The sequence below is a fragment of the Schaalia odontolytica genome (assembly GCF_009730335.1).
GTDB classification, from domain to species: Bacteria; Actinomycetota; Actinomycetes; order Actinomycetales; family Actinomycetaceae; genus Pauljensenia; species Pauljensenia dentiphila.
This window is the reverse complement of record NZ_CP046315.1, coordinates 1,783,254-1,809,959: the sequence shown is the minus strand read 5'-3', so window position 1 is coordinate 1,809,959 and position 26,706 is coordinate 1,783,254. Positions and strand designations below refer to the sequence as shown.

Here is a 26,706-nt window from a genome sequence, read left to right as displayed (position 1 = left end):
GGGGAACCTGAGACGTGCGGTGTGGCAGACTAGAATGTTTACAGATCAAGGAAAGGACACGCCATGCGTACCCTGCTCAACATCATCTGGTTCCTCTTCGGAGGGCTCCCGCTCTTCCTGGGATACCTCCTCGCGGGACTCTTCTCCTGCATCTTCATCGTCACGATCCCCGCGGGCGTGGCCTGCTTCCGCATCGCCGGTTACGTGCTGTGGCCGTTTGGCAAACGCGTCATCGACAAGCCGGGCGTGGGAGCGGGCTCTGGCATCATGAACATCGTGTGGTTCCTGGTCGCGGGCCTGTGGCTCGCCATCGGCCACATCACTACCGCCGCCGCGCAGGCCGTTACGATCGTTGGCATCCCGCTGGCCATCGCCAACCTCAAGATGATCCCGATCACCTGCTTCCCCTTCGGCAAGGCCGTCATCGACGACCCGACCGCGTCCATCCTCTGACGCGTCCTACACTGGGGTCATGGCTCGTAAACACAGCAAAGACCACGGTGGTGGCCCCACCCGCGCCATCGAGGCGCTCACGGCGGCCGGCGTTGCTTGTACCGTTCACGAGTACGAGCACGACCCGGCCGCCCGCTCATTTGGCGAGGAGACCGTCGAGAAGCTGGGCATCGACCCCACCCAGGCTTTCAAGACCCTCATGGTGCGCCTGGAGCCTACCGGCGAGTTCGTCGTCGGTTGTGTGCCCGTCCGGGCTCACCTGTCCATGAAGCTGATCGCCAAGGCCGCCGGCGCTAAGAGCGCCGCCATGGCCGACCCTGCCGTCGCACAGCGCCGCACTGGCTACGTCGTGGGCGGCATCAGCCCGCTCGGGCAGACCACCTCGCACCGTGTGTTCATCGACTCGGCGTGCCTGGACCACGAGACCATGATCATCTCGGGCGGGCGCCGAGGCCTCAGCGTCGAACTGAGCCCCCTCGACCTCGTCGAGCTGACGGATGCTGAGGTCACGGACCTGGCTCAGGTCTGATCCGGCCTCGTTCCGCGCGGGTGCCGGTGCTGGAGTGGAAGCCGCCCTACGCGGTGTGCATGTGCCGCCTTGGCAGCCCGGCCTCGTCCTGTTTCCGTCGTCGTCCTACGCTCCTGCCTGGTCTTCGTCCCAGCCGCCGATACTCCCGTACCCCCACAATTTCGCACGTCATTCCCTCAGCCCTCCTTCAGGTTTTGAAGATTGGTCGTTGAAATCATGCGGTCTCTGAGCTCTCAAGGCCGATCCGAATAATGAATTGCGTGCGGAAATGAGGGGGATTGTGCGCAGGGCCACCGGGCGGGGGAGGAATGTGGGGGTGAGCTGTCACGTTGTTTTAGTCGGTGGAAAGCCTTAGGCGCAGAAATAGTCCCTACGGTAGTTTCACCTGGTATCCACGGACCGCCGGCCCGTCCCGACATGAAAGTGCCCCGCATGACTGCTCACAAGCCCCTCGCCCTCACTGCCGCGACCATCGCTGCCGCCATGGCGCTCGCGGCCTGCTCGGGCGGTGCCGCCTCCAACTCGGCCTCCGACGCGATCGAGATCGGCTCGCTCTACGAACCTGTCAACCTCTCCAACATCGCGGGCGGCGGCCAGGGCGTCACCGAGGCGCTCAACGGTAACGTCTACGAGGGCCTCTTCTACCTGGCCGACGACGGTACGATTCAGCCCCAGCTGGCCACCTCCTACGACGTGAGCGAGGATGGCCTGACCTACACCTTCCACCTGCGCGAGGGCGTGACGTTCTCCGACGGCGCCGCCTTCGATGCGGCTGACGCCGTCCACTCGATCAACCGCGTCCTGGCCGAGGACTCCCAGTCCGCGCGCAAGTCGCAGCTGGCAGTCATCAACTCGGTCGAGGCCACGGACCCCCAGACACTGACCGTGACGCTCTCGCAGCGCTCGATCTCCCTGCCCTATAACCTGTCCTACCTGTGGATGGTTCCCGAGGGCTTTGACTCGCAGACCGAGACCGACGGCACCGGCCCCTACACGCTGGACGCGTGGACGAAGGGCTCGACCCTGGCGCTCAAGGCCCGCGAGGGCTACTGGGGTGATTCCCCCAAGAACGACGCGGTCACCTTCCACTACTACACGGACGCCACCGCGATGACGAACGCCCTGAGCGCGGGTGACATCGACATCATCACCTCCCTGCAGTCCCCGGACGCGCTGGCCACGTTCCAAGGCAACTCCGACTTCGCGGTCTCCGAGGGCACCTCTACGACGAAGGAACTGCTCGCCTTCAACGACGCGCAGGCGCCCTTCAACGACGCGCGTGTGCGCCAGGCCATCTACTCGGCCATCGACCGCGAGAAGCTCCTCGAATCCATCTGGGGTAATGCCGGACAGGTGATCGGCTCGATGGTTCCTCCGTCGGACCCGTGGTACGAGGATCTGACCTCCGTCAACCCCTACGATCCCGAGCGCTCTAAGGCCCTGCTGGCTGAGGCCGGGGCTGAGGGACTCAGCTTCACGCTCGATACGCCTTCCTACGACCCGCACCCCACGGTCGCAGAGTTCGTCAAGTCCGAGCTTGCCAAGGTGGGCGTGACCGTCACGATCAACACGATCACCGCCGACGAGTGGTACTCGAAGGTCTACAAGGAGCACGACTTCCAGGCGACCCTCCAGGAGCACGTCAACACGCGCGACGTCGTGTGGTACGGCAACCCGAAGTTCTACTGGGGTTACAACAACGAGGCCGTGACCGCTCTCATCGATGAGGCTGAGCAGGCCTCCACCGAGGATGAGCAGACCGAGAAGCTGCGCGCCGCCAACGAGCAGATCGCGGCGGACGCGGCCAGCGCCTGGCTCTACCTCTACCCGCAGATCGTCGTTGCGCGTTCCAACGTGTCGGGCTACGGCGTCAACGGCCTGAACTCGCAGTTCTTCGTCTCGGGCATCTCCAAGAAGTGATGACTCGTTACCTGCTGCGGCGCACGGGGCTGCTGATCCTCACCGGATCGGCAGCCCTCCTGGCGATTTTCGTTCTCCTGCGTCTCCTGCCGGGTGATCCGGCGAATGCGCTTTTGTCGGGCACGGCCACACCTGAGCAGATCGAGGCAGCCCGCCGCCAGGTGGGTTCGGACCTGCCGTGGTGGAGCCAGTTTGGGGAGTGGGCCTCGGTGCTGCTACACGGCGACCTGGGTACCTCGTTCACGTCTGGTTTGAGCGTGAACGATCAGATTGCCTCGCGCATGGCGGTGACGCTGCCGCTGACCCTGGCGGCGTTCGGGATCTCGCTGATCCTGGCGATTGTGCTGGGGTACGTGGCCGCGCGGGCGCGCCGCTCCTGGGCGGGAACGGTGATCTCCGCTCTCGCGCAGCTAGGTATCGCCGTGCCCGTGTTCTGGATCGGCATGCTCCTGGTCCTTGTCTTCGCCGTGAACCTACACTGGCTGCCCGCCTCTGGTTTCCCCGCGCGCGGGTGGACGAACGCCGCGCAGGCGGTGCGCGCCCTCGTCCTGCCGACTCTGACGATCGTCCTGGTATCCACGGCCTCGTTGACGCGCTACACGCGTAGCGCCGCCCTGGACGTGCTCGACGCGCCCTTCCTGCAGTTCGCGCGCTCCCTGGGTGAGTCGCGCGGCGAGGCGATGGTCCGCCACGGCCTGCGTGTCGCCTCGATCCCGGTCGTCTCCATTGCCGGCATCGAGCTGGCGACCACGTTCATCGGCGCGGTCGTCGTCGAGCAGGTCTTCGCCCTTCCCGGCCTTGGCTCGATGCTAACGACCGCGATCGCGCAGCACGACTACCCATCGATTCAGGGGGTTCTCCTCGTGTCGACGACCCTCGTCCTCGTCATCGGTTTCGTCGCTGACGTCCTGCAGCGCGTCATCGACCCGCGCCTGCGCACGTCCCTGAGCGCGGGAGACCGCCCGTGAAAGCCCGCCGCATCCCGCTGTCCCTCGTCGTCGGCGCTCTCCTGGTGGGCGTGCTCGCGCTCGTTGCCCTCGTGTCGCTCGTGTGGCTTCCGTATCCGATCGAGGATACGAGTGGTGGACGCCTCGAGGGCTTCTCGGCCGCTCACCTGCTCGGCACGGATCGCCTGGGCCACGACCTGGCATCGCGCATGATGGTGGGCGCGCGCATCGCGCTCATCGTCGGCCTCGGAGCAGTTGTGGTCGCCGACCTCATCGGCGTGAGTGTTGGCCTGGCGATCGCGTTGGCTCGCCCGTGGGTGGACGACGTGGCTTCGGCCATGCTCGACGTGCTTATCGCCTTCCCGACGCTCCTCCTCGCGATGCTCATCGTCGCGGGCTTTGGCGCTTCCCTGGCCACGGTCACCGTCGCGATTGGCGTGGCCGCCTCGGCCGTTGTGGCACGCCTGACGCGTATCCTGGCCCGGCGCGTCCTCGCCGAGCAGTACGTGCTGGCCGCTCGCACCTCCGGCGTGTCCACGTGGGGAATCCTCACCCGCCACGTCCTGCCCAACATCTGGCCGACCCTGGCCACGAACCTGGCCGTCACCGTGGGCGGCGCCGTCCTTGCCGAGGCTGGCCTGTCCTATCTGGGACTCGGTGCGCCTCCGCCGAACGCCTCCTGGGGCCGCCTCCTGCAGGACGCGCAGGCAACCTTCACGACGCAGCCCCTGGGTGCCATCGCCCCGGGCCTCGCGATCGTTGCTTTCGTCCTCGGAGCCAATCTTGCGGCCGACGGCCTGCGTTCCCTCGTCGATCCCACCCAGGGAGGTGCCAAGTGAGCTTGTCCATCACCGACTTGAACGTGTGGATCGGAGACGCGCACATCCTGCGCGGCATCACCCTGGAGGTGCCCGACGGCCAGCACGTCGGCATCATCGGGTCCTCTGGCTCAGGCAAGTCCATGCTGTCTCTGGCGATCATGGGACTGCTGCCCGAGGGCGCCCGTGTGGAGGGCTCGATCCGCTGGGACGGCCGCGAGCTCGTGGGGGCCTCTGAGCGGGAACTGCGCTCGCTGCGCGGCTCGCAGATCTCCATGATGTTCCAGGATCCAGCGACCTCTCTCGACCCGCTCATGCGGCTCGGCAAGCAGATCGCGCTGCCGCTGCGCCGCCACCGCGGCCTGCGAGGCGCCGCACTGCGCGAGGCCATCAAGCGCGCGCTCGCTGAAGTCGCCCTGCCCGACCCCGCGCGCATCGCCCGGTCCTTCCCCTACGAGGTCTCAGGCGGCCAGCGTCAGCGCGTCGCCCTGGCCATGACGCTCGCAGCGTCGCCCTCCCTGCTCATCGCCGACGAACCCACGACCGCGCTTGACGTCACCGTCCAGCGCACCGTCCTGGACCTGCTCGACGAGGTCACCCGCGAGCGAGGCGTCAGCCTCCTGTTCATCAGCCACGACCTGCCCGTCGTCGCACGCATGGCCGACCGCGTCATCGTCGTGGACGCCGGCCGCATCACCGATGACGTGCCCGTCGAGGTCTTCCGCACGGCACCGGACATACTCTCCGACTCGGCGCGCTCCATCGCGTCCGCCGCGCGCGCACTTGACTCCGTGTTCGAGCGTATCGGTGCCGTGCGCCCCGACTCCCAGCCCGGCCATGCGCCCGGCGAGGCGGGGGAGCGCGAGGGGGAGCCTGCCTCGTCGACCGATAACGAAGGGAACGCCCATGAGTGAGCCGATCCTGAGCGCCCGCGGCGTCTCCTTCCGCTACCCGGGCAGCGACGCTGGCCTGGACGACGTGAGCGTCGAGGTACACGCGGGCGAGTCTGTTGCCCTCGTCGGCGAGTCGGGCAGCGGCAAGACGACGCTCGCTCGCATTCTTCTCGGACTTCTTGCGCCGAGTGCCGGTGAGGTGCTGCTGGACGGCGAGATCATCCGCGCCTCCTCGAAGTCATCGATGCGCACGCTGCGCCGCAGCGTCCAGACTGTCTTCCAGGACCCATTCTCGTCCCTGGATCCGCGGATGAAAATCGGCGCTTCCATCGCGGAACCGCTCCACGCCCTGGGTGTCTCGCGCGGCCAGGAGGCCCGTGCTCGCGTCCGCGAGGTCCTCACCGACGTCGGCATCGACCCGGCGCGCGCGGGGGAGTACCCAGGCTCGTTCTCGGGCGGCCAGCGCCAGCGCATCGCGATCGCCCGCGCTCTCGCACCTGCCCCGCGCGTCCTGATCGCCGATGAGCCGGTCTCCGCGCTCGATATGTCCACGCGCGCCTCCGTCATGGATCTGCTGGGGTCGATCACGCGCAAACGGGGCATGGCCCTCGTGCTTGTGTCCCACGACCTGGCGACCGTCGCCTCCACGTGCGACCGTATCGCCGTCATGCAAGAGGGGCGCATCGTCGAGGCCGGGGACACTCGGCAGATCATGTCCGCCCCGCGCGAGCCCTACACGCGCGCACTAATTGAGGCCGTGCCGCGCTTGTAACACAAAAGGTACACAGGGTAATGTAGATGTATTACATTCGTCTGAAAGGTGTGGCGATATGAAAACGGCGACGCTTAACATGCGCGTTGATCCAAGCGTGAAGGAAGAAGCTGAGAGGGTGTACGCCCAGTTCGGTATGAACCTCACCGACGCTGTGAATGTTTTCTTGCACAAGTCCATCATGGAGGGCGGCTTGCCCTTTGACTTGCGCCAGCCCCGCTTTAATGCTGACACAGAGCTAGCTATGCGCGAGGCTCGCGACATTGCCGCAGGGCGTGTTGCCGCTACCCGTTACGCGTCCGCGGCACAAGCGTTCGCGGACGTCGATGATGAGTGAGCCTCAGCGGGGCCAGCGTGCCCTTGTGATGACCGGTCAATTCAAGAAGGATCTCAAGAGAGTCCGCAAACGAGGGCTTTCTATCAAGGAGCTCGAAGCGGTCATTGATCTCATTCTTGCGGGTGAAGTGTTGCCTCCCCAGTGGAGGGATCATCTCTTGACCGGGGACTATGCGGGGTTCCGCGAATGTCATATTCGGCCGGATTGGTTGTTGATCTATCTGGATGAGCCAGAGATCTGCGTTGTGACCGCAATTCGTACGGGTTCCCACTCGGACCTGTTTCAATAGCCGCTATTTTCATCCGGGAGAGTTGAGATCGCATGGTTGAGCTGACTGAACTGAGCCGTCGCGGGCGCGCCGCCTACTGGGTGGTCGCTGCTCTCGCCTGGGCGGGCGTCGCCGCCACTCTTATTATCACGGCCTTTGATGGATACGCTGCGCCGACCTACGTCGAGGAGGGCCTCTTCGCGGGTGTCGCCCACGGCTGGGCGGGCGCGCCCGAGCGCCTCATCAATTGCCTGTCCTACTTCACCGAGCTGTCCAACATCATGGTTGCGATCATCTCGACCCGCCTCGCGCGCCGAGGCCGCGTCGGGGCGTGGGGGAGGGCCACGCACCTGTGTGCGCTCATGATGATCACCGTGACCGCGATCGTCTACGCGACGCTGATTGGCCCCTACGAGGTCCTCTCCGGCTTCGCGCTCGTCACCAACCCGCTGCAGCACATCGTCGTCCCGGCCGCCTTCGTGGGTACGGCCGCGCTCGCGGGTCCGCGCGGCGGCATTGCGTGGGCGACGCTGGGCCGCGCGCTGCTGATCCCGATCACGTGGGTGGCGTACACGCTGATTCGGGGCACCTTCACACACCAGTACCCCTACGGTTTCGTCAACGTGTGGCGCATTGGCTACGTGCAGGTGACGATCAACATCGTCGCGATCCTGATCGGCGCCCTGCTCTTCATGGCCATCTTTGCCGGTATCGACTGGATAATCCTACAAACCGGTCGAACTGGTGCGAAACGCTTCAAAGGCGCGTAAAGGAACGCCAGAATTCTCCTGTAAATACTGGTTCTGTCATCGTATGAGCATCTCGGAGGATAGTCGACAGTAACGATGGATCAACGATGTGTCCAGGCATAAAGTGTATAATTAGACCGCGTGTCTGATAGTGAAGGAGTCATCATGAAGATCCTCGTTATTCAAGGAAGCCCCGACGTAGCCAGTTACTCCCAGGAGCTGGCGAGCGCCTACGCCGAAGAGGCAAGCAGAGCCGGTCACGAGGTGCGCACCATCGACCTCGCTACCGAAGACTTCGACCCGAACCTGCGATACGGGTACCGCAAGCACATGGAGGACGAAAGCGCCCCGGAACGCTACCAGGAGCTGATCGCGTGGGCGGATCACCTCGTCTTCAGCTTCCCGATCTGGTGGTCGGCCGAACCAGCGATCCTCAAGGGATTCATCGATCGTACTTTCACCCCGCGCTTCGCATACCGATTCGCCGACGGCAAGAGCGAGGCGAAGCTGACGGGCAAGACCGCGGCGCTGATCCTCACCTCCCGCGCATCCGCTCTCATCTATCGTCTCTTCGGTGGTCCGGTCACGCGGTGGAAGCACATGATCCTGGGCTTTGTCGGCATTCGTCTGACGGACACGTTTATCCTTGGCAAGATCGATCATCCGCAGGACACCCCGGAATACCGCGCCGAATTTGTCGAGAAGGTACGACGCTACGCCCGCCGCTGACCCGCTGTGCGGCAGCCAGCCCAGTCGCCCCCGCGCCCGGTGGCCGCTAGAGTGAGGCCATGACCAGCGAACCCGGGCTTGTTCCCGAACTTGCCGTCACCAACTACGAGGCGTCGCGCCGCTTTTGGTGCGACCTCGTCGGCTTCTGCCTTCGATACGAGCGGCCCGAGGAGGGCTTCGGATACCTCGTCTTGGACAACGCGCACCTGATGCTCGACCAGATCAACCACGGGAGGACGTGGGCGACCGGCCCCCTTGAGCCACCGCTTGGTCGTGGGATCAACCTCGAGGTTCAGGTCGAAGATCTGGACGCCGCGTGGCGGCGCCTCACGCAGGCGCAGTGGCCGATCTTCGTCGAACCCGAAGAACAGTGGTATCGGGCGGGCGAGCGCGAGATCGGCGTTCGGCAGTTCCTGGTCCAGGACCCCGACGGCTACCTTGTGCGCCTCCAGCAGGAGATCGGCGAGCGGCGAGCGCCAGAGACCCAAGGCGGAGAGTAGGCCCCTAACGAGGCCCGACAGTGACCGTCGCCAAGGCGACGCGGTTCGCCTCGTCCGAGGCTCCCACGTCCACGAGGGCGACGATACGCCAGTCCATGTCCTCCTCCGAGTCGAACAGGGTCTGCGTAGCCAGCCAGAACGTGCCGGCCGCAGCCTGATCGACCGCGTCCGCGATCGCTTCGATGCGCGCCACCTGGGCGCGCTCGAAATCAGAGGAAACCACAGCGGGGGCCAGCTCCAGCACGTCCTCGCGGGTCGGGGCCTCGTTGAGCGAGCACAGCGACAGGGCGCGCGCACGCTGGTCGATGCCGATCCACTCGTGCTCCGCCCAGTAGCGCTCGAGCACCGCGTCCCACTCGTCCTCGCCCCACGGTGCGGCTACCGGGGTGCGCGAGGCCTTGTCCAGGCGCGCCAAGGCCTCGACGTTGTCGCGGCTCATCGCCTCCACGCGCTCGAACAGGGCACCACGGATCGCCGTGCGGAACGCGTGACGATTCGCGCTGAACGGAACCGTCCCGTCCTCCCGAGCGCCAAACGCCAGCTCCGCGCCCTGGGTGCCGTCGCCTTCGGACGCGGGGATGGCCTGGCCCGTGGACATGGCCTCCCACTCGTCCAGCAGCGAGGAGTCCACCGCGCGGATCAGCGCCGACAGCCACGCAATGATCGAACGGAGCTCGTCCGTCATCAGCTCGTCCGGTACGATCTGGCGCAGCGCTCGGTACGCGTCCGTCAGGTAGCGCAGCACGATGCCCTCGGAGCGACCCACGTCGTAGCGGCCCACGATGCCCGTGAACGTCAGTGCGTTCTCGATCATCTCGCGCACGACCGACTTCGGGGAAATCTCCTGATCCTCGATCCACGGGTTCGCGTGCAGGTATACCGCGAACGCTTCCCCCAGTAGATCGGCCAGCGGGCGCGGCCACGTCACCTCTTCCAGGGCGGCCATGCGCTCGTCGTAGTCCATGCCCTGCGCCTTCATCGCGGCCACCGCCTCGGCCCGCGCCGCCTTCTCCTGCGCGAACAGGAGCGGGCGCGGATCCTCTAGGACAGACTCGATGACCGAGACGACGTCCAGGGCGAAGGTCGGGGACTCGGGGTCCAAGAGCTCGAGCGCCGCCAGCGCGAAGGGAGAGAGCGGCTGGTTGAGCGCGAAGTCGTCCGGCAGGTCGGTGGCCGCACGCAGACGAGGCTCACCCGACGCCGAGGCGTCGGCAGAGGACACGTGCTCAACGACGCCCGCCTGCTTCATCGACGTGTAGATCTCACCCAGGCGGCGCAGGTGCGGGTTGCGATCCGTGGGCGGATCGTCGTTGTTGCGCGCCAGCCACACGAGGTGCTCACCCGGGTCACGCCCGGCCGCAGGCGCACCGGCCAGCACGTTGAGGACCATCGCGTGCGTCATCTCGAAACGGCTCGTGAGCTGCTCGGGAGCCGCATCGACGAGGCGCTCGAACGTCGATCGCGTCCACGAGATCTCGCCCTCGCCGGGGCCCTTGCGCTTCTTCGCCGACTTCTTGGCGGCGCGCTTGGCCTCGCGGGCGTCGCGTGCGGCCTCCTGCGCGGCGCTCAGGCGTGCGCGCTCACGGGCGGCGTCGACCTCGTGCTCGGGGGCCAGGACGCGCACGAAACCGACCGTGTCGAAGCCTGCGCGGCCTGCGCGGCCCGCGATCTGGTGGAACTCGCGCGCGCTCACGTGGCGCATGCGTCGGCCGTCGTACTTCACGAGTGACGTCATCAGCACCGTGCGAATCGGCACGTTGATGCCGACCCCCAGGGTGTCCGTGCCGCACACGATCGGCAGCAGACCCGCCTGCGTGAGGCGCTCGACGAGGCGACGGTAGCGCGGCAGCATGCCCGCGTGATGCACGCCAATGCCCTGAGCCAGCAGCGACTTGAGGGTCTGCCCGAAGCCCTTCGTAAACGACACGCCCGCCAGCTGCGCGGCGATCGCCTTCTTCTGCTCGGGAGAAATCAGCGAGGAACGGTCGAAACACTGCGCGGTGGCCACGGCGTCGCGCTGGGAGAAGTGCACGATGTAGACGGGCCAGCGGCCCTCGCCCAGCAGACGCTCGACCGTGTCGGGCAGGCGGTCCACGACGTACTCGAACTCGAGGGGCACGGGGCGTTCCGCGTCGTCGATGAGGGACACGTCGCGCCCGGTGCGTTCCTTCCACGCGCGCTCGAAACGCGTCGTGTCGCCCAGCGTTGCGCTCATCGCCACCACCTGCGGGGTCCTCAGCTCCAGGAGCGGCACCTGCCACGCCCAGCCGCGCTGACGGTCCCCGTAGAAGTGGAACTCGTCCATGACGATCATGTCCGCGTCCAGTGTGGGCCCCTCGCGCAGCGACTGATTCGCGAGGATCTCGGCGGTACAGCAGATGATGGGCGCGTCGGCGTTGAGAGACACGTCGCCGGTCACCATGCCGACGTTGTCCGCGCCGAACAGGGACACGAGGTCAAAGAACTTCTCCGACACCAGGGCCTTGAGCGGCGCCGTGTAGTAGGAGCGGCCACCGTGCGCCATCGACGTGAAGTGTGCGGCGAGCGCGATCATCGACTTACCCGACCCCGTGGGGGTCGCCGCGATCACGTGGTTGCCCGCCAGGATCTCCACCAGAGCCTCCTCCTGGTGGGGGTAGAGCGGGCGCCCGGTGCCCTCGGCCCAGGACACGAAGGCCTCGTACAGGGCGTCGTCGTGGCCCAGACGGCCCTCGTCCTCCAGGTCGTCCAGGATCTCGTTCAAAGTCGCGCTCATAGCCCCATTGTCCCAGAGTGCGCCCACGTCTGCGTCCCCGCACCGCCGGGCCCTCCCCGCAGCTCATCGACGAGGCCGGGGCGCCCCATGCACTCAGGCGCGGGCGTGCGCGTCGCGAGACGTCGCCTGCCGGGCGCGGAGCCCTGTGGCAAGATGAACGAGTCCCATTACAACGCGCGGGTGCGCCCCGCGAAGCGCGCGAGGCGCGGCGACCCGTCCCCGGCCTCGTTTTTTGACACCCCGGGAGGCTCCTGTGGAACACATTGCCCAGATCGAGCAGCAGATCGCTGACTGGATCACGATGCACCTGACGATTGTTATCCTAATCGGAGTGGGCCTCGTCCTGACGGTCGTCTCCCGCGGCGTGCAGCTGCGCCTCTTCCCGGAGATGGTGCGCACGGTCCTCGGCTCGCGCAAGGGCGCCGACGGTGGCATCTCCTCCTTCCAGGCGTTCGCGATCTCGCTCGCCGCGCGCGTGGGCATCGGAAACGTGTTCGGCGTGGCCGCGGCGCTCATGTTCGGTGGCCCGGGTGCGATCTTCTGGATGTGGGTCGTGGCCCTGGTGGGGATGGCGACCGCGTTCTTCGAGGCGACGCTGGCCCAGATCTTCAAGGTGAAGCACTCTGACGGCTCCTTCCGCGGCGGCCTGGCCTACTACATCAAGCGCGGTATGAAGAACCGCGTCCTGGCCAACGTCTTCGCCGTTATCACCGTCGTCACCTGCGGTATCGTCATCACCTCCGTGCAGTCCAACGCCATTGCGGGCACGCTCACGAGCGCCTTCGGTGAAGCCGCCAAGCAGCCCCTGCCCGGCGCGGGCGGCTTCTCGGCTGCGCAGCTCACGGTCGCAGGCCTGATCTTCGTCTTCTCCGCGATGGTCATCTTCGGCGGTATCCGCACCGTCGCCCGTGTCACCGAGTGGATGGCCCCGATCATGGCGACCATCTACGTCATCATGGTCGCCATCGTCTGCCTCATGAACATCACGCAGTTCGGCACCGTTCTTGGCCAGATCTTCACCTCCGCGTTCTCCATGGATGCCACAGTCGGCGGCCTGGGCGGCGGCATCATTGCCGCGATGATTAACGGCACCAAGCGCGGCCTCTTCTCCAACGAGGCTGGCCAGGGCACCGCTCCCAACGCTGCCGCGACCGCGACCGTGTCCCACCCGGTGCGCCAGGGCCTCATCCAATCCCTGGGCGTCTTCATCGACACGATCGTCGTGTGCACGGCGACCGCATTCGTCATCCTCATCGCCGGCGAGAAGGTGTGGAGCGGCGCGGACGTGAACCCCTCGAACCTGACGACCCTGGCCGTGGCCAACGAGCTGGGCGCCTGGACGATCGTGCCCATGGCGATCCTGATCTTCGTCCTGGCCTACTCCTCGATCATCGCCGCCTACGTCTACTCCGACACGAATATGTCCTTCGTCTTCGGTGACGCCCGCTGGGCGACCTGGACCGTGCGCGTTGTGTGCGTGGCCTCGGCGACGATCGGTGCCCTGCTGACCCTGGACGTCGTGTGGAACGCCGTCGACATCGCGATGGCGGTCATGACGATCACGAACCTGGTGGCCCTGGTCTTCCTGGCCCGCTGGGTGCTGGGCGCGCTGCGCGACTACGAGGCCCAGCGTCGCGATGGCGTCGCCGAGCCCGTCTTCGTGGGCGAGAAGAACCCGCTGCTGCCCGGCGACGTTCCCGGCAGCGTGTGGAAGCGCCCCAAGCAGAAGAAGAAGTAATAGCTGCCGACCACCTCGCCGGGTGCGCCGGGCATGTCTCGTGCCTCGCGTATCCGGCGTCGTGTATGTCGGCGCTGCTCGGCGCGGCGCGCGCGGAGCTGCGTTAGGCTACCGGCATGAGAATCGCACGTTTTTCCGATGGTACGAACCCGGTCTACGGTGCCCTTGAGGAGGGCTCGACGAGGATTGTGGGGCTCAAGGGTGACCCGCTGTTTTCGCCCGTGGAACCCTCCGGCCAGATCTACGAGCTGGACGAGGTGCGCCTGCTCTCCCCGGTGATTCCGCGCTCGAAGGTCGTGGGTATCGGCGACAACTACTCCGACACCCCGATTCCGGCTGATGAGCGCCCCGAGCCGCCGATTTTCCTGAAGGCCAATACCTCGGTCGTGGGCCCCGATGACCCGATCGCGATCCCCGCCTGGTCGAACGCGGTGGCCTTTGAGGGCGAGCTCGCGATCGTCATCAAGTCCCTCGCCAAGGACGTGAGCGTCGAGGACGCGCCGCAGATGATCCTCGGCTACACGATTGCTAACGACGCCACTGCCCGCGACGCGATGACGGGCGGCCCCTGGTCGCGCGGAAAGTCTTTTGACTCGGCGTGCCCGCTGGGCCCGTGGATCACGGTCGACCCCGCCCTTGATGTCACCAACCTGGCGATTCGTTCGTACCTGAACGGTGAGATCGCTCAGGACTCCTCGACTGCGCACATGATCTGGAACCCCTTCGAGCTGGTGTCCTACGTGTCTCATCAGATGACGCTGCTGCCCGGCGACGTGATCGCCACGGGTGCGCCCGCGGGCGTCGAGATCGTTCACGCGGGTGATCGCGTGGAGATCGAGATCGAGGGGATTGGAAGCCTGACGAATCCTGTCGTCCGAGCCTAATTGTGTGACCTGTGTGATAGGATCATGTCGTTCTGACAATATCTCCGTCGCATAGGAGCACACCGTGAGCGAACCCCAGTCATCGGGCGCGCTGGCCGTCGAAATGGCCGGTCTGGACGTCATTCCCGAATCCGATCGCAAGGGAAAACCCTCCGACCTGTTCATGCCGTGGTTCGCGGCGAACATTTCGGTCCTGGGTATCTCGTGGGGCTCGTGGATCCTCGGCTTCGGGCTTTCCCTCGGCCAGGCGGTCGTTGTGTCCGTCGTCGGCGTGGCCCTGTCCTTCCTGGTCTGCGGCCTCATCGCGATCGCCGGTAAGCGTGGCTCCGCCCCGACGCTGGTCCTGTCGCGCGCGGCCTTCGGTTTCAACGGCAACCGTATTTCGGCTGCGATCTCGTGGATCCTGACGGTGGGCTGGGAGACCTTCCTGGCGATCATGGCCGTCCAGGCCACGGCCACGGTGATGGGGGCGCTGGGCTTCACGAACCACGTCGTCGCCCAGATCATCGCCCTGATCCTCGTCGTCGTGCTGGCGGCGGGCTCGGGTATCCTCGGTTTCGAGGCGATCATGAAGGTCCAAACGTGGATCACGTGGGCCACCGCGGCCCTGACGATCGTCTACTTGGTCCTGGTCGCACCGACGATCGACTTCGCGGTCCTCTCCTCGCGCCCCTCGGCGCCCATGACTGCGGTGCTCGGTGCGGGCTGCATGCTCCTCGTGGGCTTCGGTTTCGGCTGGATTAACGCGGCCGCCGACTACTCGCGCTACCTGCCGCGCGCCGCCTCGACGAAGGGCGTTGTCGGCTGGACGACTGTGGGTGCGGCGCTGCCCACGATCATCCTCGTCTTCTTCGGTATCCTCCTGGTTGGCTCGGCCGACGAGTCTCTCTCCGAGGCCATCGGCGGCGACCCGATCGGCGCGCTCACCACGCTGCTGCCCACCTGGTTCCTCATTCCCTTCGCGCTGGTCGCGATCCTGGGCCTCATCGGCGGCATCGTCATGGACATCTACTCCTCGGGCCTGTCGCTGCTGGCCACGGGCGTGCCCGTCTCGCGCCCGGTCGCCACTGCGATTGACGGCACGATCATGACGGTCGGCACGATCGTCGTCGTGTTCTTCGCGGACTCCTTCCTGACACCCTTCACGGCGTTCCTCACAACCCTCGGTGTCGTCATCGCCGCGTGGGGTGGCGTCATGCTGGCGGACATCGCGCTGCGTCGCAATGACTACGACGAGCCCTCGCTCTTCGCTCCCTCGGGTCGCTACGGCTCGGTGAACTGGGGTGCTGTCGCCTCCCTGATCGTCGGCTCGCTGGTGGGCTGGGGCCTCGTCGTCAACGCGAGCGCCTCCTGGCTGTCCTGGCAGGGCTACCTCCTCGGTCCCCTGGGTGGCCGCGACGGTGATTGGGCGGGCGCCAACATCGGCATCCTCCTGGCGATGGTCGTTGGCTTCGTCGGCTACTGGGTGACCAGCGCGGGCCGCGTGCGCGCGCAGGAGAAGCTTCCCTCGCGTACCTACGCCGAGGGCGCGCATGAGGACGAGCAGTGAGCGTCGACCCGCGCTTTACGCAGGCTCTTCTCGACGACGAGGCCCAGGCCGGCGCCCGGGTCCTCACCGTTCTTGCGGGACGCCCGGACGCGCTCGTCGTGCTCGGGTCCGGCTTGTCCGAGGCTCTCGACGAGGCCTGGGGAGCCCCCGTGGCCACCGTTTCACTGGGTGACATCCCCGGAGTCGTCGCGCCGGTCGCGGACGGGCATGGTGGCGAGCTGCGCGCCTACGAGGCGTGCGGGGGAGTGGTCCTCGTGGCCACGGGCCGCACGCACCTCTACGAGGGGCTGGGCGTCCGCCCCGTCGCGGCTCTTGCCCGAGCTGCGGTTGCGGCGGGGATCAGCCGCGCGGTCCTCACAAACGCGAACGGCTGCCTGAAGCCCTGGAACCTGGGCGACGTCATGGCGATCACCGACCACGTGAACGTCAGTGGCGCCTCGCCCTTCGATGGGCCGCTCTTCCTGGATGTGTCGGCCGTGTGGGACGCCCAGATGACGCAGGCGCTACGCGGGGTCTGTCAGCGCGAGGGTACTTACGCGATCCTGCGCGGCCCCGAGTACCAGACGATGGCCGAGACCCGCATCCTCTCGGGCCTGGGCGTGGACTGTGTGGGCATGTCGACCGTCATGGAGGCCATCACCCTGCATGCCCTGGGCGTGCGCGTCGCCGGCATGTCGGTTGTCTCCGACCTGTCGTTCGCCGATGGCCCGACGGATCCGACCGCCGTCGTTGAGGCGGCCTCCGCGGCCCGCCAGACCGTGGTCGCAGGCATCGAGGTGGCACTGGGAGCCTAAGCGCACAGACGCAATACGAGGCCGTAGTCGGGAGGTGGATGTCCACCGTTGCCGGCCACGGCCTCGTCTCGTGCAGGAGAAGATCAGAGCAGGCCGAGGACCCTCTCCACGATCCGCGAGGCCGCGTCGGGGGCGCACGCCAGGTTGATGCGCGCCCACGAGGCGTAGTCCGCTCCCAGGGTGCGGCCCTCGTTGGCGGCGATGCGGGCGCGCTCGCGCAGCGTCGCGGCGGGGGAGAGGGGACCCAGGTCGACTCCCTCGAAGCCCCACCAAGTCAGGTACGTGCCCTCGGGGCGTACGAAGTCGATCGGTGTATCTGCGAGAGCGCGCTCAACGAGGTCCACGTTGGAGCGGATCAGGTCCTTGACCTCGCGCTGCCAGGCATCGCCGCGCTCGTAGGCTGCGATCGCGCCCACCGTGCCGATGACGTTGGCGTCGTGGCGCACGTCGGCGGCAAACACGTCCCAGCGCTCGCGCAGCGCCTCGTCGGGCAGGATCACCTGTGCGGAGGGCAGGCCTGCGATGTTCCAGCCCTTCGACGCGGCGGTCGCCGTCACCGTGTGGGATGCGAACGAGGGGCTGAGCGACGCGTAGGAGACGAAGGGAATCTGCTCGTCCAGCACGAGGGAGGAGTGGATCTCGTCGGAGAACACGAGCGCGTCGTAGCCGGAGACCACGTCATGCAGGGCGCGAAGCTCGTCCTCGCGCAGGACGCGGCCGACCGGGTTCCACGGGTTGCACAGGATGACGAGGCCAGCCCCGGCCTCGAGCCCCGCGCGGATCCCCTCCAGGTCGAGCGCCCAGCCGCGCCCGCCGGCGCGCGTGCCACGCAGCGAGGGAACCTCGATGACGGGGTGGTCGAACTTGCCCGGGATCGTCAGGAACGGCATGTAGGCGGGCGTGGGCACGATGATCGGCGAGCCCGGGCGCACCAGGTGTTGGATGGTCGCCTCAAGCGCGGGCAGGACCGAGGCCACGAGGCGCACGTGGGAAGCATCCACGTCCCAGCCGAAGCGACGCTTCTGGAACTCCGCGGTCACGCCCGCGATGCGCGGCTCCAGCCAGGTCGGCTGGTAGCCGAGCAGGCCGTCGTCGATCGCCCCCTTCATCGCCTCGGCGACCTCTGGGGCCGTCCCAAAGTCCATTTCCGCTACCCACGCGCCGATCGTCGGCTCACCGCTCGCGGTCGTGATACCCGTCCACTTCAGGGAGCCGGTGCGGTAGAGGTGGGAGTCGGAAAAGAGACGAACGGACACGGTGTCCTCCTGGATGAGTCGGTGGAAGCGGCGCGGGCCGATCTCGGTGATGCAACCAGCCTATCCGCACCCCCGGCGCGCGTCGCAGCGCGCCCACCCATCAAGCAAATGCAACAGCTACCGCTGGAGTAGGATGGAGGAATCATGAGTGAAACAACTGCCACCGGTGCCGACGTTCGCGTCCGCTTCTGCCCCTCGCCCACAGGAACCCCTCACGTCGGCATGGTCCGTACGTGCCTGTTCAACTGGGCCTACGCCCGCCACACGGGAGGAACCTTCGTCTTCCGCATCGAAGACACGGATGCCGCCCGCGACTCCCAGGAGTCCTTCGACCAGATCATCGAGTCCCTGCAGTGGCTGGGCCTCGACTGGGACGAGGGCGTCGGTAAGGGAGGCCCACACGGCCCCTACCGCCAGAGCGAGCGCATGGACATCTACCGTGATGTGGCCGCCCGCCTGCTTGAGGCCGGCTACGCCTACGAGTCCTACTCGACCCCCGAGGAGATCGAGGAGCGTCACCGCGCCAAGGGTGAGGACCCCAAGCTCGGCTACGACGGCTTTGACCGCAACCTGACGGAGGAGCAGATCGCCGCCTTCCGCGCCGAGGGACGCCAGCCCGTCCTGCGCCTGCGCATGCCCGACGAGGACATCACGTTCACGGACCTGATCCGCGGCGAGATCACCTTCAAGGCCGGCTCGGTGCCGGACTACGTCATCGTGCGCGCCAACGGCCACCCGCTCTACACTCTGGTGAACCCGATCGACGACGCGCTCATGGAGATCACCCATGTGCTGCGCGGTGAGGACCTGCTTTCTTCGACGCCCCGCCAGATCGTCCTGTACCGCGCGCTTGAGGCCATCGGCGTCGCCAAGTTCATGCCGCGCTTCGGCCACCTGCCCTACGTCATGGGCGAGGGCAACAAGAAGTTGTCCAAGCGCGACCCGGAGTCGAACCTTTTGCTGCACAAGGCCGCCGGCATGATCCCCGAGGGCCTTAACAACTACCTGGCCCTGCTGGGCTGGTCGATCGCCGCGGACCGTGACATCTTCTCCATGGAGGAGATGGCCCAGGCCTTCGATATTTCGGACGTGAACCCGAATCCGGCGCGCTTCGACCAGAAGAAGGCCATCGCCATCAACGCCGAGCAGATCCGTCTGCTGGACGGCGAGGACTTCCGCAACCGTCTGGTGCCCTTCCTGCACCGCGACGAGGTTGTTTCGGCCGACTCCTTCGAGGCGCTGACCGATCGCGAGCGCGAGATCCTCACCGAGGCCGCGCCGCTCATCCAAACGCGCATCCAGCTGCTCGGCGAGGCCACGGGCATGCTCGCCTTCCTCTTCGTCGCCGACGACGCCCTGGAGATGGACGAGAAGGCCGTCTCCAAGCTCAAGGACAACGCCGCGGACGTCCTGGACGCCGCCATCGAGACCGTCGAGGGTCTGACCGAGTTAACGACCGCGGCCCTCGAGGAGTCGCTGCGCGCACGCATCGTCGACGAGATGGGCGTCAAGCCCCGTCTGGCCTTCGGCCCGCTGCGCGTCGCCGTGACCGGCCGTCAGGTCTCCCCGCCGCTGTTCGAGTCCATGGAGATCCTGGGTCGCGATTCCTCGCTGACCCGCCTGCGTGCCCTGCGCGCCTCCCTGGCCTGATCGCTGAGACCAGCCCCGGCCTCGTCGCCCTGTCTGAGGACGAGGTCGGGGCTTCGTCGTGCCCGGAGGTGTCCTGTTCGCGGGGGAGAGGCGGTGGGTGATCGGGACCACTGGGCTTCGATTTGGCATGAGGGCCTCAGTCCGCTACAGTTATCTCCTGTCGCCAGCGACGTGAAAGCGAAGCAGGTGATACCCAATGGGGTATGGTGTAATTGGCAACACAGCTGATTCTGGTTCAGCCATTCTAGGTTCGAGTCCTGGTACCCCAGCAGTCTGAAACACAAGTTTCAGTCAAGGCCCCCATCGTCTAGCGGCCTAGGACGACGCCCTCTCACGGCGTTAACACCGGTTCAAATCCGGTTGGGGGTACGGATTCATAAGTGAATCAAGGCCCCCATCGTCTAGCGGCCTAGGACGACGCCCTCTCACGGCGTTAACACCGGTTCAAATCCGGTTGGGGGTACCAATGACCTCGGCACCTGAGCGGTGGCGAGGTTTTTTGTTAACCACTCGGTCCGCGTTTTCTCTTGTGCTTTGCAGAAAAGTTTCGGAACCGTTGCAGTGTGTCTAACCTAGGAGCAGCCCCATGGGAGGGGATCGCTTTTGGACGAGGGAGTCTGTCGTGACATACCGACTCAATAGGACATTCCTGCGCCGAACGCTCAGCGTTGGCGCGGCTATCGCGCTGATGGGAGGTGTGCTTCCAGCCGCGTGGGCCGCGCCCGGGACGGAAACGTCAAACGAGGGGAACGATGCGACTGCTGTCGACGCGGGAGCTGCTGGCGCCGCCGCCGACGTGCTGGTGACAATCCCCGGTAACCACAACGCGGCGATGGGATGCGACGCGGACTGGGCACCCGGCTGCGATAAGGCTGCACTCACGCGCGACGCGACGGGCGTGTACAGTGCGACGTTCACGCTGCCGGCCGGCGATTATCAGTACAAGGTTGCCGAGGGCGGCTCGTGGGACACGTCGTTTGGTGCCGGGGGTGCTGCGGGGGGAGCGAACATCTCCTACACCCTGACCGAGACGACGTCCGTCACCTTCTTCTACAACCGCGCGACGCACCGCGTGTGGAACACCGCGACCGACCAGATGGTGACGCTGCCTGGCTCGTTCCAGAAGGCGCTGGGCTGCACGGATAACTGGAAGCCCGAATGCCTGGCGCCCCTCATGGAGCCGGTGGGCAAAGGCACCTACACCTACGAGACGACGGCTCTGCCGGAAGGCTCCTACGAACTTAAGGTTGCCATTGATGGATCGTGGAACGAGAATTACGGGCAGGATGGCGCCGTTGGCGGAGCCAACTACCAGTTTGCAACGAAAGCGAATAAGCTCGTGACCTTCACCTACGATTCTGCGACGCATAAGCTCGACATCGCGGCCTCTGACGCGCCTGTCGCGGGCTCGGGTGAGCAGCGCGCCTACTGGGTGACCTCGAACATTCTCGCGTGGCCGACCTCGCTGCTGCCCGAGGGCGTGTCCCGCGCGCAGGTCCTCGACGGTTCCGCGAAGCTTTCCTACGAGCTGGTGACCGCCCCCGAAGGCGGCGCTGGCCTGGCGGATGGTGCCGTCACGGGCGCTACGACGAGCGCCCTGACTGTCGCGGGTGACCTGCCTGCCGAGGTGACCGCGGCCCACCCGAATCTCAACGGATACATCGCCCTGAAGGCTTCCCTCGACGAGGCCGGGGCGCGCGAGGCCCTCACCGGCCAGATCGCGGTCGCCCAGAAGTCGGGGGAGAGCGTCAATGCCTTCACCGGCGTGCAGATCGCCCCGGTCCTCGACTCGCTCTACGCGGCGAAGGCCACCCAGGCCTCGTACGGCGTGGGCTGGAACGAGGTTGGTAACCCGACGTTCGCGCTGTGGGCACCGACCGCTAAGAACGTGACCCTGCTGTCGTGGAACACCTCGACCCCGCGCGGCTCCGATGCCGACGTGCAGGGTGACGGCCTGCGTACCGCCGCCGTGCGCGGCGAGGACGGCCGCTGGAGCGTCGACAATGCTGCCGGTGAGATCCACGAGGGCGCCCAGTACCTGTGGGAGGTCAGCGTCTACGTGCCTGAAACGGGCAAGGTCGAGACGAACCTCGTGACCGACCCCTACTCGGTGGCCCTGACGGTCGACTCCACGCGCTCCGTCGCCGTCAACATGGACAATCCGTCGATCGCCCCCTCGGTGTGGACGGACTCCAAGGCTCCCGTCATCGAGGATGACGCCCAGCGCTCCATCTACGAGCTGCACGTGCGCGACTTCTCCGCCGCGGATACGTCGGTGCCCGAGTACATGCGCGGCACTTACATGGCCTTCACGCAGTTCGAGTCCAACGGCATGCGCCACCTGGCCGAGCTGTCGCGCGCCGGCATGAACACGGTGCACCTGCTGCCCACCTTCGACATCGCGACCATCCCTGAGAATCGCACTGATCAGAAGACACCCGCGATCCCCGAGGATGCCGGCCCGGCGTCCGAGGAGCAGCAGGCGGCGGTCACGGCCGTGGCCGACCAGGACGCCTACAACTGGGGCTACGACCCGCTGCACTGGATGGCCCCCGAGGGCTCCTACGCGACCTCGTCCCAGCAGAACGGCGGCGCACGCGTGCGCGAGTTCCGCTCCATGGTGGGTGGTCTGCACTCGATCGGCATGCAGGTCGTCCTCGACCAGGTCTACAACCACACGCCCGCGGCGGGTCAGTCCGCCCACTCCGTGCTTGACCGCGTCGTGCCCGGCTACTACCAGCGCCTGAACGCCTCGGGCGGTGTCGAGACCTCGACCTGCTGCTCCAACGTCGCGACCGAAAACGCGATGAGTGAGCACCTGATGATCGACTCGATGATCCACTGGGCGAAGTACTACCACGTCGACGGCTTCCGCTTCGACCTCATGGGCCACCACCCGGCCGAGGAGATGAAGCGCGCGAAGGCGGCCCTGGCGTCCCTCACCCTGGAGAAGGACGGCGTGGACGGCTCGCGCATGTACATCTACGGCGAGGGCTGGAACTTCGGTGAGGTCGCGAACAACGCGCTGTTCACCCAGGCCACGCAGGGACAGCTGGATGGCACCGGCATTGGTGCGTTCAACGACCGCCTGCGCGACGCCGTGCACGGTGGTGGACCCTTCGACGAGGACCACCGCGTGCTGCAAGGCTTCGGCTCGGGCGCATTCTCGGACCTCAACGGTCTCGATACCCGCTCCGAGGCAGACCGTCGCGCCGACTATCTGCACCGCGTGGACCTCGTGAAGCTGGGCCTGGCGGGCAACCTGAAGGACTACACGCTCACCACCTACGACGGCAAGACCGTGTCGGGCGCGCAGCTGGACTACAACGGCCAGGGCGCAGGCTTCGCCTCCCAGCCCGCCGAGAACGTTAACTACGTGGATGCCCACGACAACGAGACGCTCTTCGACCTGGTCACCTACAAGATGCCGGCGGATGCTCCGATGGATCACCGCGTGCGCATGTCGCTGATCAGCCAGGCCTCCGTGGCCCTGTCGCAGTCGCCCTCCTTCTGGGCCTCGGGAACGGAGATGCTGCGCTCGAAGTCCCTGGACCGCGACTCCTACAACTCTGGTGATCACTTCAACGCGATCGACTGGTCGATGCGCGACAACGGTTTTGGCCGAGGCCTGCCGGTGAAGTCGAAGAACGGCGCGGCCTGGAACCACATGCGCCCGCTGCTGGAGAACCCCGATCTGAAGCCGACCCCGGAGCAGATCGACACCTCCTCGGAAATCGCGATGGACTTCCTGCGAGTGCGTTCCTCCTCGCGCCTGTTCACGCTGGGCAGCGCAGATCTGATCCGCTCCAAGGTGACCTTCCCGAACTCGGGTGAGGGCGCCGTGGACGGCACGATCCTCATGCTCATCAACGACGAGGCGGGGGCCGGGAACGACATCGACGCGAAGCTCGATGGCGCTCTCGTCGTCTTCAACGCGACGGGGGAGTCCGTGACCACCGCGGTCGAAGGCCTGTCGGGTCGCGTCTTCAAGCTGCACGAGGCACAGGCGAACGGCTCGGACGAGACCGTCAAGGGCGCGTCCTTCGATGCGAAGACGGGCTCCGTCACGGTTCCCGCTCGCACGGTTGCCGTCTTCACGCAGGCCGCGGGAGATCGCATCGATCCCACCGTCACCCCGGAGCCGGATCCGGCTGCCGCACAGTGGGTCGCCTCGGGGGACGGCCGCTGGTGGCTGCGTTACCCGGACGGGAGCTACCCCGCAAACGAGCGCGTTGTGCGCGGAGGCGTCACCTACTCCTTCGATGCGAACGGTTGGATGAAGACCGGTTGGCAGGTCGAGGATGGCGCGTGGCGCTACTACGCTCCGTCCGGAGCGATGGCGACCGGCTGGACCGCAGTGGATGGCACCTGGTACTACCTGGATCCCGACACCGGTGCCATGGCCACCGGATGGCTCAAGGACGGCGACACCTGGTACTACCTGCGCAGCAGCGGTGCGATGGCCACCGACTGGGTGAACGTGGGCGGTGGCTGGTTCTACCTGAACGGTAATGGCTCGATGGCCACCGGCTGGGCGAACGTGGGCGGTCAGTGGTACTACCTGACGGAATCTGGCCAGATGGCGATCGGATGGGTGAAGGACGGCGGCAGCTGGTACTTCTGCCACCCTTCGGGTGCCATGGCGACCGGACGCGTCGTTATTGACGGCACGGCCTACACCTTTGATGGTGCTGGCCGCTGGGTCGCCTAGCGGATCGCTACGCAAACGGGTGGGCCGGGACGATTCAATCGTCCCGGCCCACCCGTTTATCTCGTCTCAGGTCGCGGCTTACAGGTCGGCGGCGTCCTCGACGGTGGAGAGGAATTCCGTGAGCCTGTTGGCGGCCGCCATGACGGAGGGGCCGTGCTGGCGTCCGGGCTGGCGACCCATGCGCTCGATGGGGCCGGAGATGGACAGGGCGGCCAGGACGCGGCCGGAGGGGCCGCGCACGGGGGCGGATACGGAGGCGACGCCCGGCTCTCGCTCACCCACGGACTGGGCCCAGCCACGGCGGCGCACCTCGGAGAGCATGGTGGCGTTGAAGGAGGCGCCGTACAGGCCGCGGTGCAGGCGGTCGGGCTCCTCCCAGGCCAGCAGGACCTGGGCGGCGGAGCCGGCGCTCATGGAGAGCGTGGCGCCCACGGGGATCGAGTCGCGCAGACCCATTTCGCGTTCGGAGGCGGCCACGCACACGCGGTAGTCTCCCTGGCGGCGGAAGAGCTGGGAGGATTCCTTCGTGTGGTCGCGCAGAGCCTGAAGGACCGGCATGGAGGCCTGGAGGAGGCGGTCTTCGCCGGCGGCGGAGGAGAGTTCCTGGAGGCGGGGACCGAGGATAAAACGTCCCTGCATGTCGCGGGCGACCATGCGGTGATATTCGAGAGCGACGGCCAGTCGATGGGCGGTGGGGCGAGCAAGCCCCGTGCTGGAAACGAGTTGGGCGAGGGTGGCGGGTCCCGCCTCGAGAGCGCTGAGAACCAACGCAGCCTTATCGAGAACGCCAACGCCACTGGATGTTTGCTCTTCCATACAACTATTTAATATCTCAGCTTTTGAGATGGCAAATTGTCGGATAGTGAAACAGGTCAAAGGGGTGTCCGAGACGTGAGATCAGCGGGTCGCTCGGCCGATGAGGCGGTTCCATTGAATGCGAAGCATGAAGGACACCGTGTCTCCAAAGCGGAGAACAGAGGAGGAACAATGAGCGGAACGATGGCAGAAAAAGTGTGGCGTGACCACATCGTGTCCAAGGGGGAGAACGGCGCCCCCGACCTGCTCTACATCGACCTCCATCTCGTGCACGAAGTGACGAGCCCCCAGGCATTTGAGGGCCTGCGCCTCGCCGGACGCCAGGTGCGTCGCCCCGATCTGACGATCGCGACCGAGGACCACAACACGCCGACGATCAACATCGACCAGCCGATCGCGGACATCACGAGCCGCACCCAGATCGACACTCTGCGCAAGAACGCCGAGGAGTTCGGCGTGCGCCTGCACTCCCTGGGCGACGCCGACCAGGGCATCGTCCACGTGGTTGGCCCCCAGCTGGGCCTCACCCAGCCCGGCATGACGATCGTGTGCGGCGACTCCCACACCTCCACCCACGGCGCGTTTGGTGCGCTGGCCTTCGGCATCGGCACCAGCCAGGTCGAGCACGTTCTCGCGACCCAGACGCTGCCGATGGCCCCCTTTAAGACCATGGCGATCACGGTCAACGGCTCCCTGCCCGAGGGGTCGACGGCCAAGGACATCATCCTCGCCGTCATCGCCAAGATCGGCACCGGCGGCGGCCAGGGCTACGTCCTGGAGTACCGTGGCCAGGCAATCCACGAGCTCTCCATGGAGGGCCGCATGACGATCTGCAACATGTCGATCGAGGCGGGCGCCCGCGCCGGCATGATTGCCCCCGATCAGACGACCTTCGACTACATCAAGGGCCGCCCCCACGCCCCCGAGGGCGAGGACTGGGACCGCGCCGTCGAATACTGGTCCTCCCTCGCCTCCGACGAGGACGCCGTCTTCGATGCCGAGGTCATCCTCGAGGCCGCCGACATCGAGCCCTTCGTCACCTGGGGCACCAATCCCGGCCAGGGTGTGCCGCTGTCCGCGACCGTCCCCGCCCCCGAGGACTTCACCGATGAAACTGCCCGCGCGGCCGCCGAGCGCGCCCTGGAGTACATGGACCTCAAGGCCGGCACCCCGATGCGCGACATCACCGTGAACACCGTGTTCATCGGCAGCTGCACCAACGGCCGCATCGAAGACCTGCGCGCCGCCGCCGGCATCTTCAAGGGCCGCCGCAAGGCCGAGGGCGTGCGCGTCATGGTCGTGCCCGGCTCCGCACGCGTGCGCCTCCAGGCCGAGGCCGAGGGCCTCGACAAGATCTTCACCGAGTTCGGCGCCGAATGGCGCAACGCCGGTTGCTCCATGTGCCTGGGCATGAACCCCGACACGATGAACGCGGGAGACCGTTCGGCCTCCACCTCCAACCGCAACTTCGAAGGCCGCCAGGGCAAGGGCAGCCGCACGCACCTGGTGTCCCCGCTCGTCGCGGCCGCCACCGCCGTGCGCGGCACCCTCTCCTCCCCGGCCGACCTCTGAGGCCCGCCCTCCGCCACCCGACAGCGGGGGAGGGCCCCGGCCTCGTCCCCCACGGAAGAAAAGACT

The 26,706-nt window shown here is 66.6% G+C and carries 22 protein-coding genes and 3 tRNA genes; 22 read left to right on the top strand and 3 right to left on the bottom strand.

The genetic code is table 11. The features are described from left to right. The first annotated feature begins 63 nt into the window (after window positions 1–63). The 12 genes from FOC40_RS07920 (at window position 64) to FOC40_RS07865 (ending at window position 8,915) form a co-directional block, all read left to right on the top strand. Window positions 64–453 carry a YccF domain-containing protein gene (locus FOC40_RS07920; protein ID WP_003793039.1) on the top strand — a complete coding sequence of 130 codons (390 nt, stop codon included), beginning with the start codon at window positions 64–66 and terminating at the stop codon, window positions 451–453. A 19-nt stretch (window positions 454–472) separates the two neighbouring features. Further along, the gene (gene ybaK, locus FOC40_RS07915) at window positions 473–982 is read left to right on the top strand and encodes a Cys-tRNA(Pro) deacylase (protein ID WP_003794893.1); all 510 of its coding nucleotides are present in this window, start codon (window positions 473–475) and stop codon (window positions 980–982) included. Window positions 983–1,414: 432 nt separating this feature from the next. After that, window positions 1,415–2,902 (top strand): ABC transporter substrate-binding protein, encoded by a 1,488-nt coding sequence (locus tag FOC40_RS07910; protein ID WP_050755225.1) that lies wholly within the window; start codon window positions 1,415–1,417, stop codon window positions 2,900–2,902. Continuing rightward, window positions 2,902–3,870 (top strand): ABC transporter permease, encoded by a 969-nt coding sequence (locus FOC40_RS07905; RefSeq protein ID WP_003794900.1) that lies wholly within the window; start codon window positions 2,902–2,904, stop codon window positions 3,868–3,870. The genes FOC40_RS07910 and FOC40_RS07905 overlap by 1 nt, the downstream gene beginning before the upstream one ends. Continuing rightward, a complete protein-coding gene (locus FOC40_RS07900; protein ID WP_003794902.1) occupies window positions 3,867–4,688 on the top strand; it encodes an ABC transporter permease in 822 nt (273 codons plus the stop codon). Before FOC40_RS07905 ends, FOC40_RS07900 begins: the two co-directional genes overlap by 4 nt. Next, a complete protein-coding gene (locus FOC40_RS07895; RefSeq protein WP_003794904.1) occupies window positions 4,685–5,581 on the top strand; it encodes an ABC transporter ATP-binding protein in 897 nt (298 codons plus the stop codon). Before FOC40_RS07900 ends, FOC40_RS07895 begins: the two co-directional genes overlap by 4 nt. Next, the gene (locus FOC40_RS07890; RefSeq protein WP_003794906.1) at window positions 5,574–6,332 is read left to right on the top strand and encodes an ABC transporter ATP-binding protein; all 759 of its coding nucleotides are present in this window, start codon (window positions 5,574–5,576) and stop codon (window positions 6,330–6,332) included. Before FOC40_RS07895 ends, FOC40_RS07890 begins: the two co-directional genes overlap by 8 nt. A 58-nt stretch (window positions 6,333–6,390) precedes the next feature. Further along, a complete protein-coding gene (locus FOC40_RS07885; protein WP_003794908.1) occupies window positions 6,391–6,669 on the top strand; it encodes a type II toxin-antitoxin system RelB/DinJ family antitoxin in 279 nt (92 codons plus the stop codon). Then, window positions 6,659–6,958 carry a type II toxin-antitoxin system YafQ family toxin gene (locus FOC40_RS07880; protein WP_003794910.1) on the top strand — a complete coding sequence of 100 codons (300 nt, stop codon included), beginning with the start codon at window positions 6,659–6,661 and terminating at the stop codon, window positions 6,956–6,958. Before FOC40_RS07885 ends, FOC40_RS07880 begins: the two co-directional genes overlap by 11 nt. Window positions 6,959–6,990: 32 nt before the next feature. After that, window positions 6,991–7,707, top strand: coding sequence for a Pr6Pr family membrane protein (locus FOC40_RS07875; protein ID WP_003794912.1), 717 nt, complete (start codon window positions 6,991–6,993; stop codon window positions 7,705–7,707). A gap of 120 nt (window positions 7,708–7,827) precedes the next feature. Beyond that, window positions 7,828–8,415: an NAD(P)H-dependent oxidoreductase gene (locus FOC40_RS07870; protein WP_231125993.1), complete on the top strand. Its 588-nt coding sequence runs from the start codon at window positions 7,828–7,830 to the stop codon at window positions 8,413–8,415. Window positions 8,416–8,474: 59 nt separating this feature from the next. Next, complete coding sequence (locus tag FOC40_RS07865; protein WP_003794914.1) at window positions 8,475–8,915, top strand: bleomycin resistance protein; 441 nt, start codon at window positions 8,475–8,477, stop codon at window positions 8,913–8,915. A 4-nt stretch (window positions 8,916–8,919) separates the two neighbouring features. Here FOC40_RS07865 and FOC40_RS07860 read toward each other — a convergent pair whose 3' ends face one another. Then, window positions 8,920–11,670 carry a DEAD/DEAH box helicase gene (locus tag FOC40_RS07860; RefSeq protein WP_003794916.1) on the bottom strand — a complete coding sequence of 917 codons (2,751 nt, stop codon included), beginning with the start codon at window positions 11,668–11,670 and terminating at the stop codon, window positions 8,920–8,922. A 253-nt stretch (window positions 11,671–11,923) separates the two neighbouring features. Here FOC40_RS07860 and FOC40_RS07855 point away from each other — a divergent pair, with 253 nt between their 5' ends. From FOC40_RS07855 to FOC40_RS07840, 4 genes are all read left to right on the top strand, one after another. Further along, the gene (locus tag FOC40_RS07855) at window positions 11,924–13,408 is read left to right on the top strand and encodes an alanine/glycine:cation symporter family protein (RefSeq protein ID WP_003794923.1); all 1,485 of its coding nucleotides are present in this window, start codon (window positions 11,924–11,926) and stop codon (window positions 13,406–13,408) included. Window positions 13,409–13,524: 116 nt separating this feature from the next. Next, window positions 13,525–14,292 carry a fumarylacetoacetate hydrolase family protein gene (locus FOC40_RS07850; RefSeq protein WP_003794925.1) on the top strand — a complete coding sequence of 256 codons (768 nt, stop codon included), beginning with the start codon at window positions 13,525–13,527 and terminating at the stop codon, window positions 14,290–14,292. Between the two features lie 103 nt (window positions 14,293–14,395). After that, window positions 14,396–15,841, top strand: a complete 1,446-nt coding sequence (locus FOC40_RS07845; protein ID WP_003794927.1) for a purine-cytosine permease family protein — start codon at window positions 14,396–14,398, stop codon at window positions 15,839–15,841. Next, the gene (locus FOC40_RS07840) at window positions 15,838–16,635 is read left to right on the top strand and encodes a purine-nucleoside phosphorylase (protein ID WP_003794928.1); all 798 of its coding nucleotides are present in this window, start codon (window positions 15,838–15,840) and stop codon (window positions 16,633–16,635) included. The genes FOC40_RS07845 and FOC40_RS07840 overlap by 4 nt, the downstream gene beginning before the upstream one ends. Window positions 16,636–16,718: 83 nt before the next feature. Here FOC40_RS07840 and FOC40_RS07835 read toward each other — a convergent pair whose 3' ends face one another. After that, window positions 16,719–17,891: a MalY/PatB family protein gene (locus tag FOC40_RS07835; protein ID WP_003794930.1), complete on the bottom strand. Its 1,173-nt coding sequence runs from the start codon at window positions 17,889–17,891 to the stop codon at window positions 16,719–16,721. A gap of 144 nt (window positions 17,892–18,035) precedes the next feature. On the opposite strand from FOC40_RS07835, the gene gltX reads away from it, so the two are divergent. From gltX to pulA, 5 genes are all read left to right on the top strand, one after another. Next, entirely contained in the window at window positions 18,036–19,541 is a 1,506-nt protein-coding gene (gltX, locus tag FOC40_RS07830; protein WP_039929307.1) for a glutamate--tRNA ligase, read from the top strand. A 197-nt stretch (window positions 19,542–19,738) separates the two neighbouring features. After that, window positions 19,739–19,810: transfer RNA gene (locus FOC40_RS07825), tRNA-Gln, on the top strand. A 27-nt stretch (window positions 19,811–19,837) separates the two neighbouring features. Beyond that, a tRNA-Glu gene (locus FOC40_RS07820) sits at window positions 19,838–19,910 on the top strand. A 21-nt stretch (window positions 19,911–19,931) separates the two neighbouring features. Beyond that, window positions 19,932–20,007: transfer RNA gene (locus tag FOC40_RS07815), tRNA-Glu, on the top strand. Window positions 20,008–20,163: 156 nt separating this feature from the next. Further along, entirely contained in the window at window positions 20,164–24,252 is a 4,089-nt protein-coding gene (gene pulA, locus FOC40_RS07810; protein ID WP_039929308.1) for a pullulanase-type alpha-1,6-glucosidase, read from the top strand. Between the two features lie 78 nt (window positions 24,253–24,330). Here pulA and FOC40_RS07805 read toward each other — a convergent pair whose 3' ends face one another. Further along, window positions 24,331–25,068 (bottom strand): IclR family transcriptional regulator, encoded by a 738-nt coding sequence (locus tag FOC40_RS07805; protein ID WP_003793025.1) that lies wholly within the window; start codon window positions 25,066–25,068, stop codon window positions 24,331–24,333. 171 nt (window positions 25,069–25,239) lie between these two features. Here FOC40_RS07805 and leuC point away from each other — a divergent pair, with 171 nt between their 5' ends. Further along, window positions 25,240–26,640: a 3-isopropylmalate dehydratase large subunit gene (leuC, locus tag FOC40_RS07800; RefSeq protein ID WP_003794937.1), complete on the top strand. Its 1,401-nt coding sequence runs from the start codon at window positions 25,240–25,242 to the stop codon at window positions 26,638–26,640. The last annotated feature ends 66 nt before the right edge of the window (window positions 26,641–26,706 follow it).

Coding starts and splice junctions, on each gene's coding strand:
- FOC40_RS07920 (WP_003793039.1), top strand. CDS start 64: ATGCGTACCCTGCTCAACATCATCTGGTTCCTCTTCGGAGGGCTCCCG.
- ybaK (WP_003794893.1), top strand. CDS start 473: ATGGCTCGTAAACACAGCAAAGACCACGGTGGTGGCCCCACCCGCGCC.
- FOC40_RS07910 (WP_050755225.1), top strand. CDS start 1,415: ATGACTGCTCACAAGCCCCTCGCCCTCACTGCCGCGACCATCGCTGCC.
- FOC40_RS07905 (WP_003794900.1), top strand. CDS start 2,902: ATGACTCGTTACCTGCTGCGGCGCACGGGGCTGCTGATCCTCACCGGA.
- FOC40_RS07890 (WP_003794906.1), top strand. CDS start 5,574: ATGAGTGAGCCGATCCTGAGCGCCCGCGGCGTCTCCTTCCGCTACCCG.
- FOC40_RS07885 (WP_003794908.1), top strand. CDS start 6,391: ATGAAAACGGCGACGCTTAACATGCGCGTTGATCCAAGCGTGAAGGAA.
- FOC40_RS07880 (WP_003794910.1), top strand. CDS start 6,659: ATGATGAGTGAGCCTCAGCGGGGCCAGCGTGCCCTTGTGATGACCGGT.
- FOC40_RS07875 (WP_003794912.1), top strand. CDS start 6,991: ATGGTTGAGCTGACTGAACTGAGCCGTCGCGGGCGCGCCGCCTACTGG.
- FOC40_RS07865 (WP_003794914.1), top strand. CDS start 8,475: ATGACCAGCGAACCCGGGCTTGTTCCCGAACTTGCCGTCACCAACTAC.
- FOC40_RS07860 (WP_003794916.1), bottom strand. CDS start 11,670: ATGAGCGCGACTTTGAACGAGATCCTGGACGACCTGGAGGACGAGGGC.
- FOC40_RS07850 (WP_003794925.1), top strand. CDS start 13,525: ATGAGAATCGCACGTTTTTCCGATGGTACGAACCCGGTCTACGGTGCC.
- FOC40_RS07845 (WP_003794927.1), top strand. CDS start 14,396: ATGGCCGGTCTGGACGTCATTCCCGAATCCGATCGCAAGGGAAAACCC.
- gltX (WP_039929307.1), top strand. CDS start 18,036: ATGAGTGAAACAACTGCCACCGGTGCCGACGTTCGCGTCCGCTTCTGC.
- FOC40_RS07805 (WP_003793025.1), bottom strand. CDS start 25,068: ATGGAAGAGCAAACATCCAGTGGCGTTGGCGTTCTCGATAAGGCTGCG.
- leuC (WP_003794937.1), top strand. CDS start 25,240: ATGAGCGGAACGATGGCAGAAAAAGTGTGGCGTGACCACATCGTGTCC.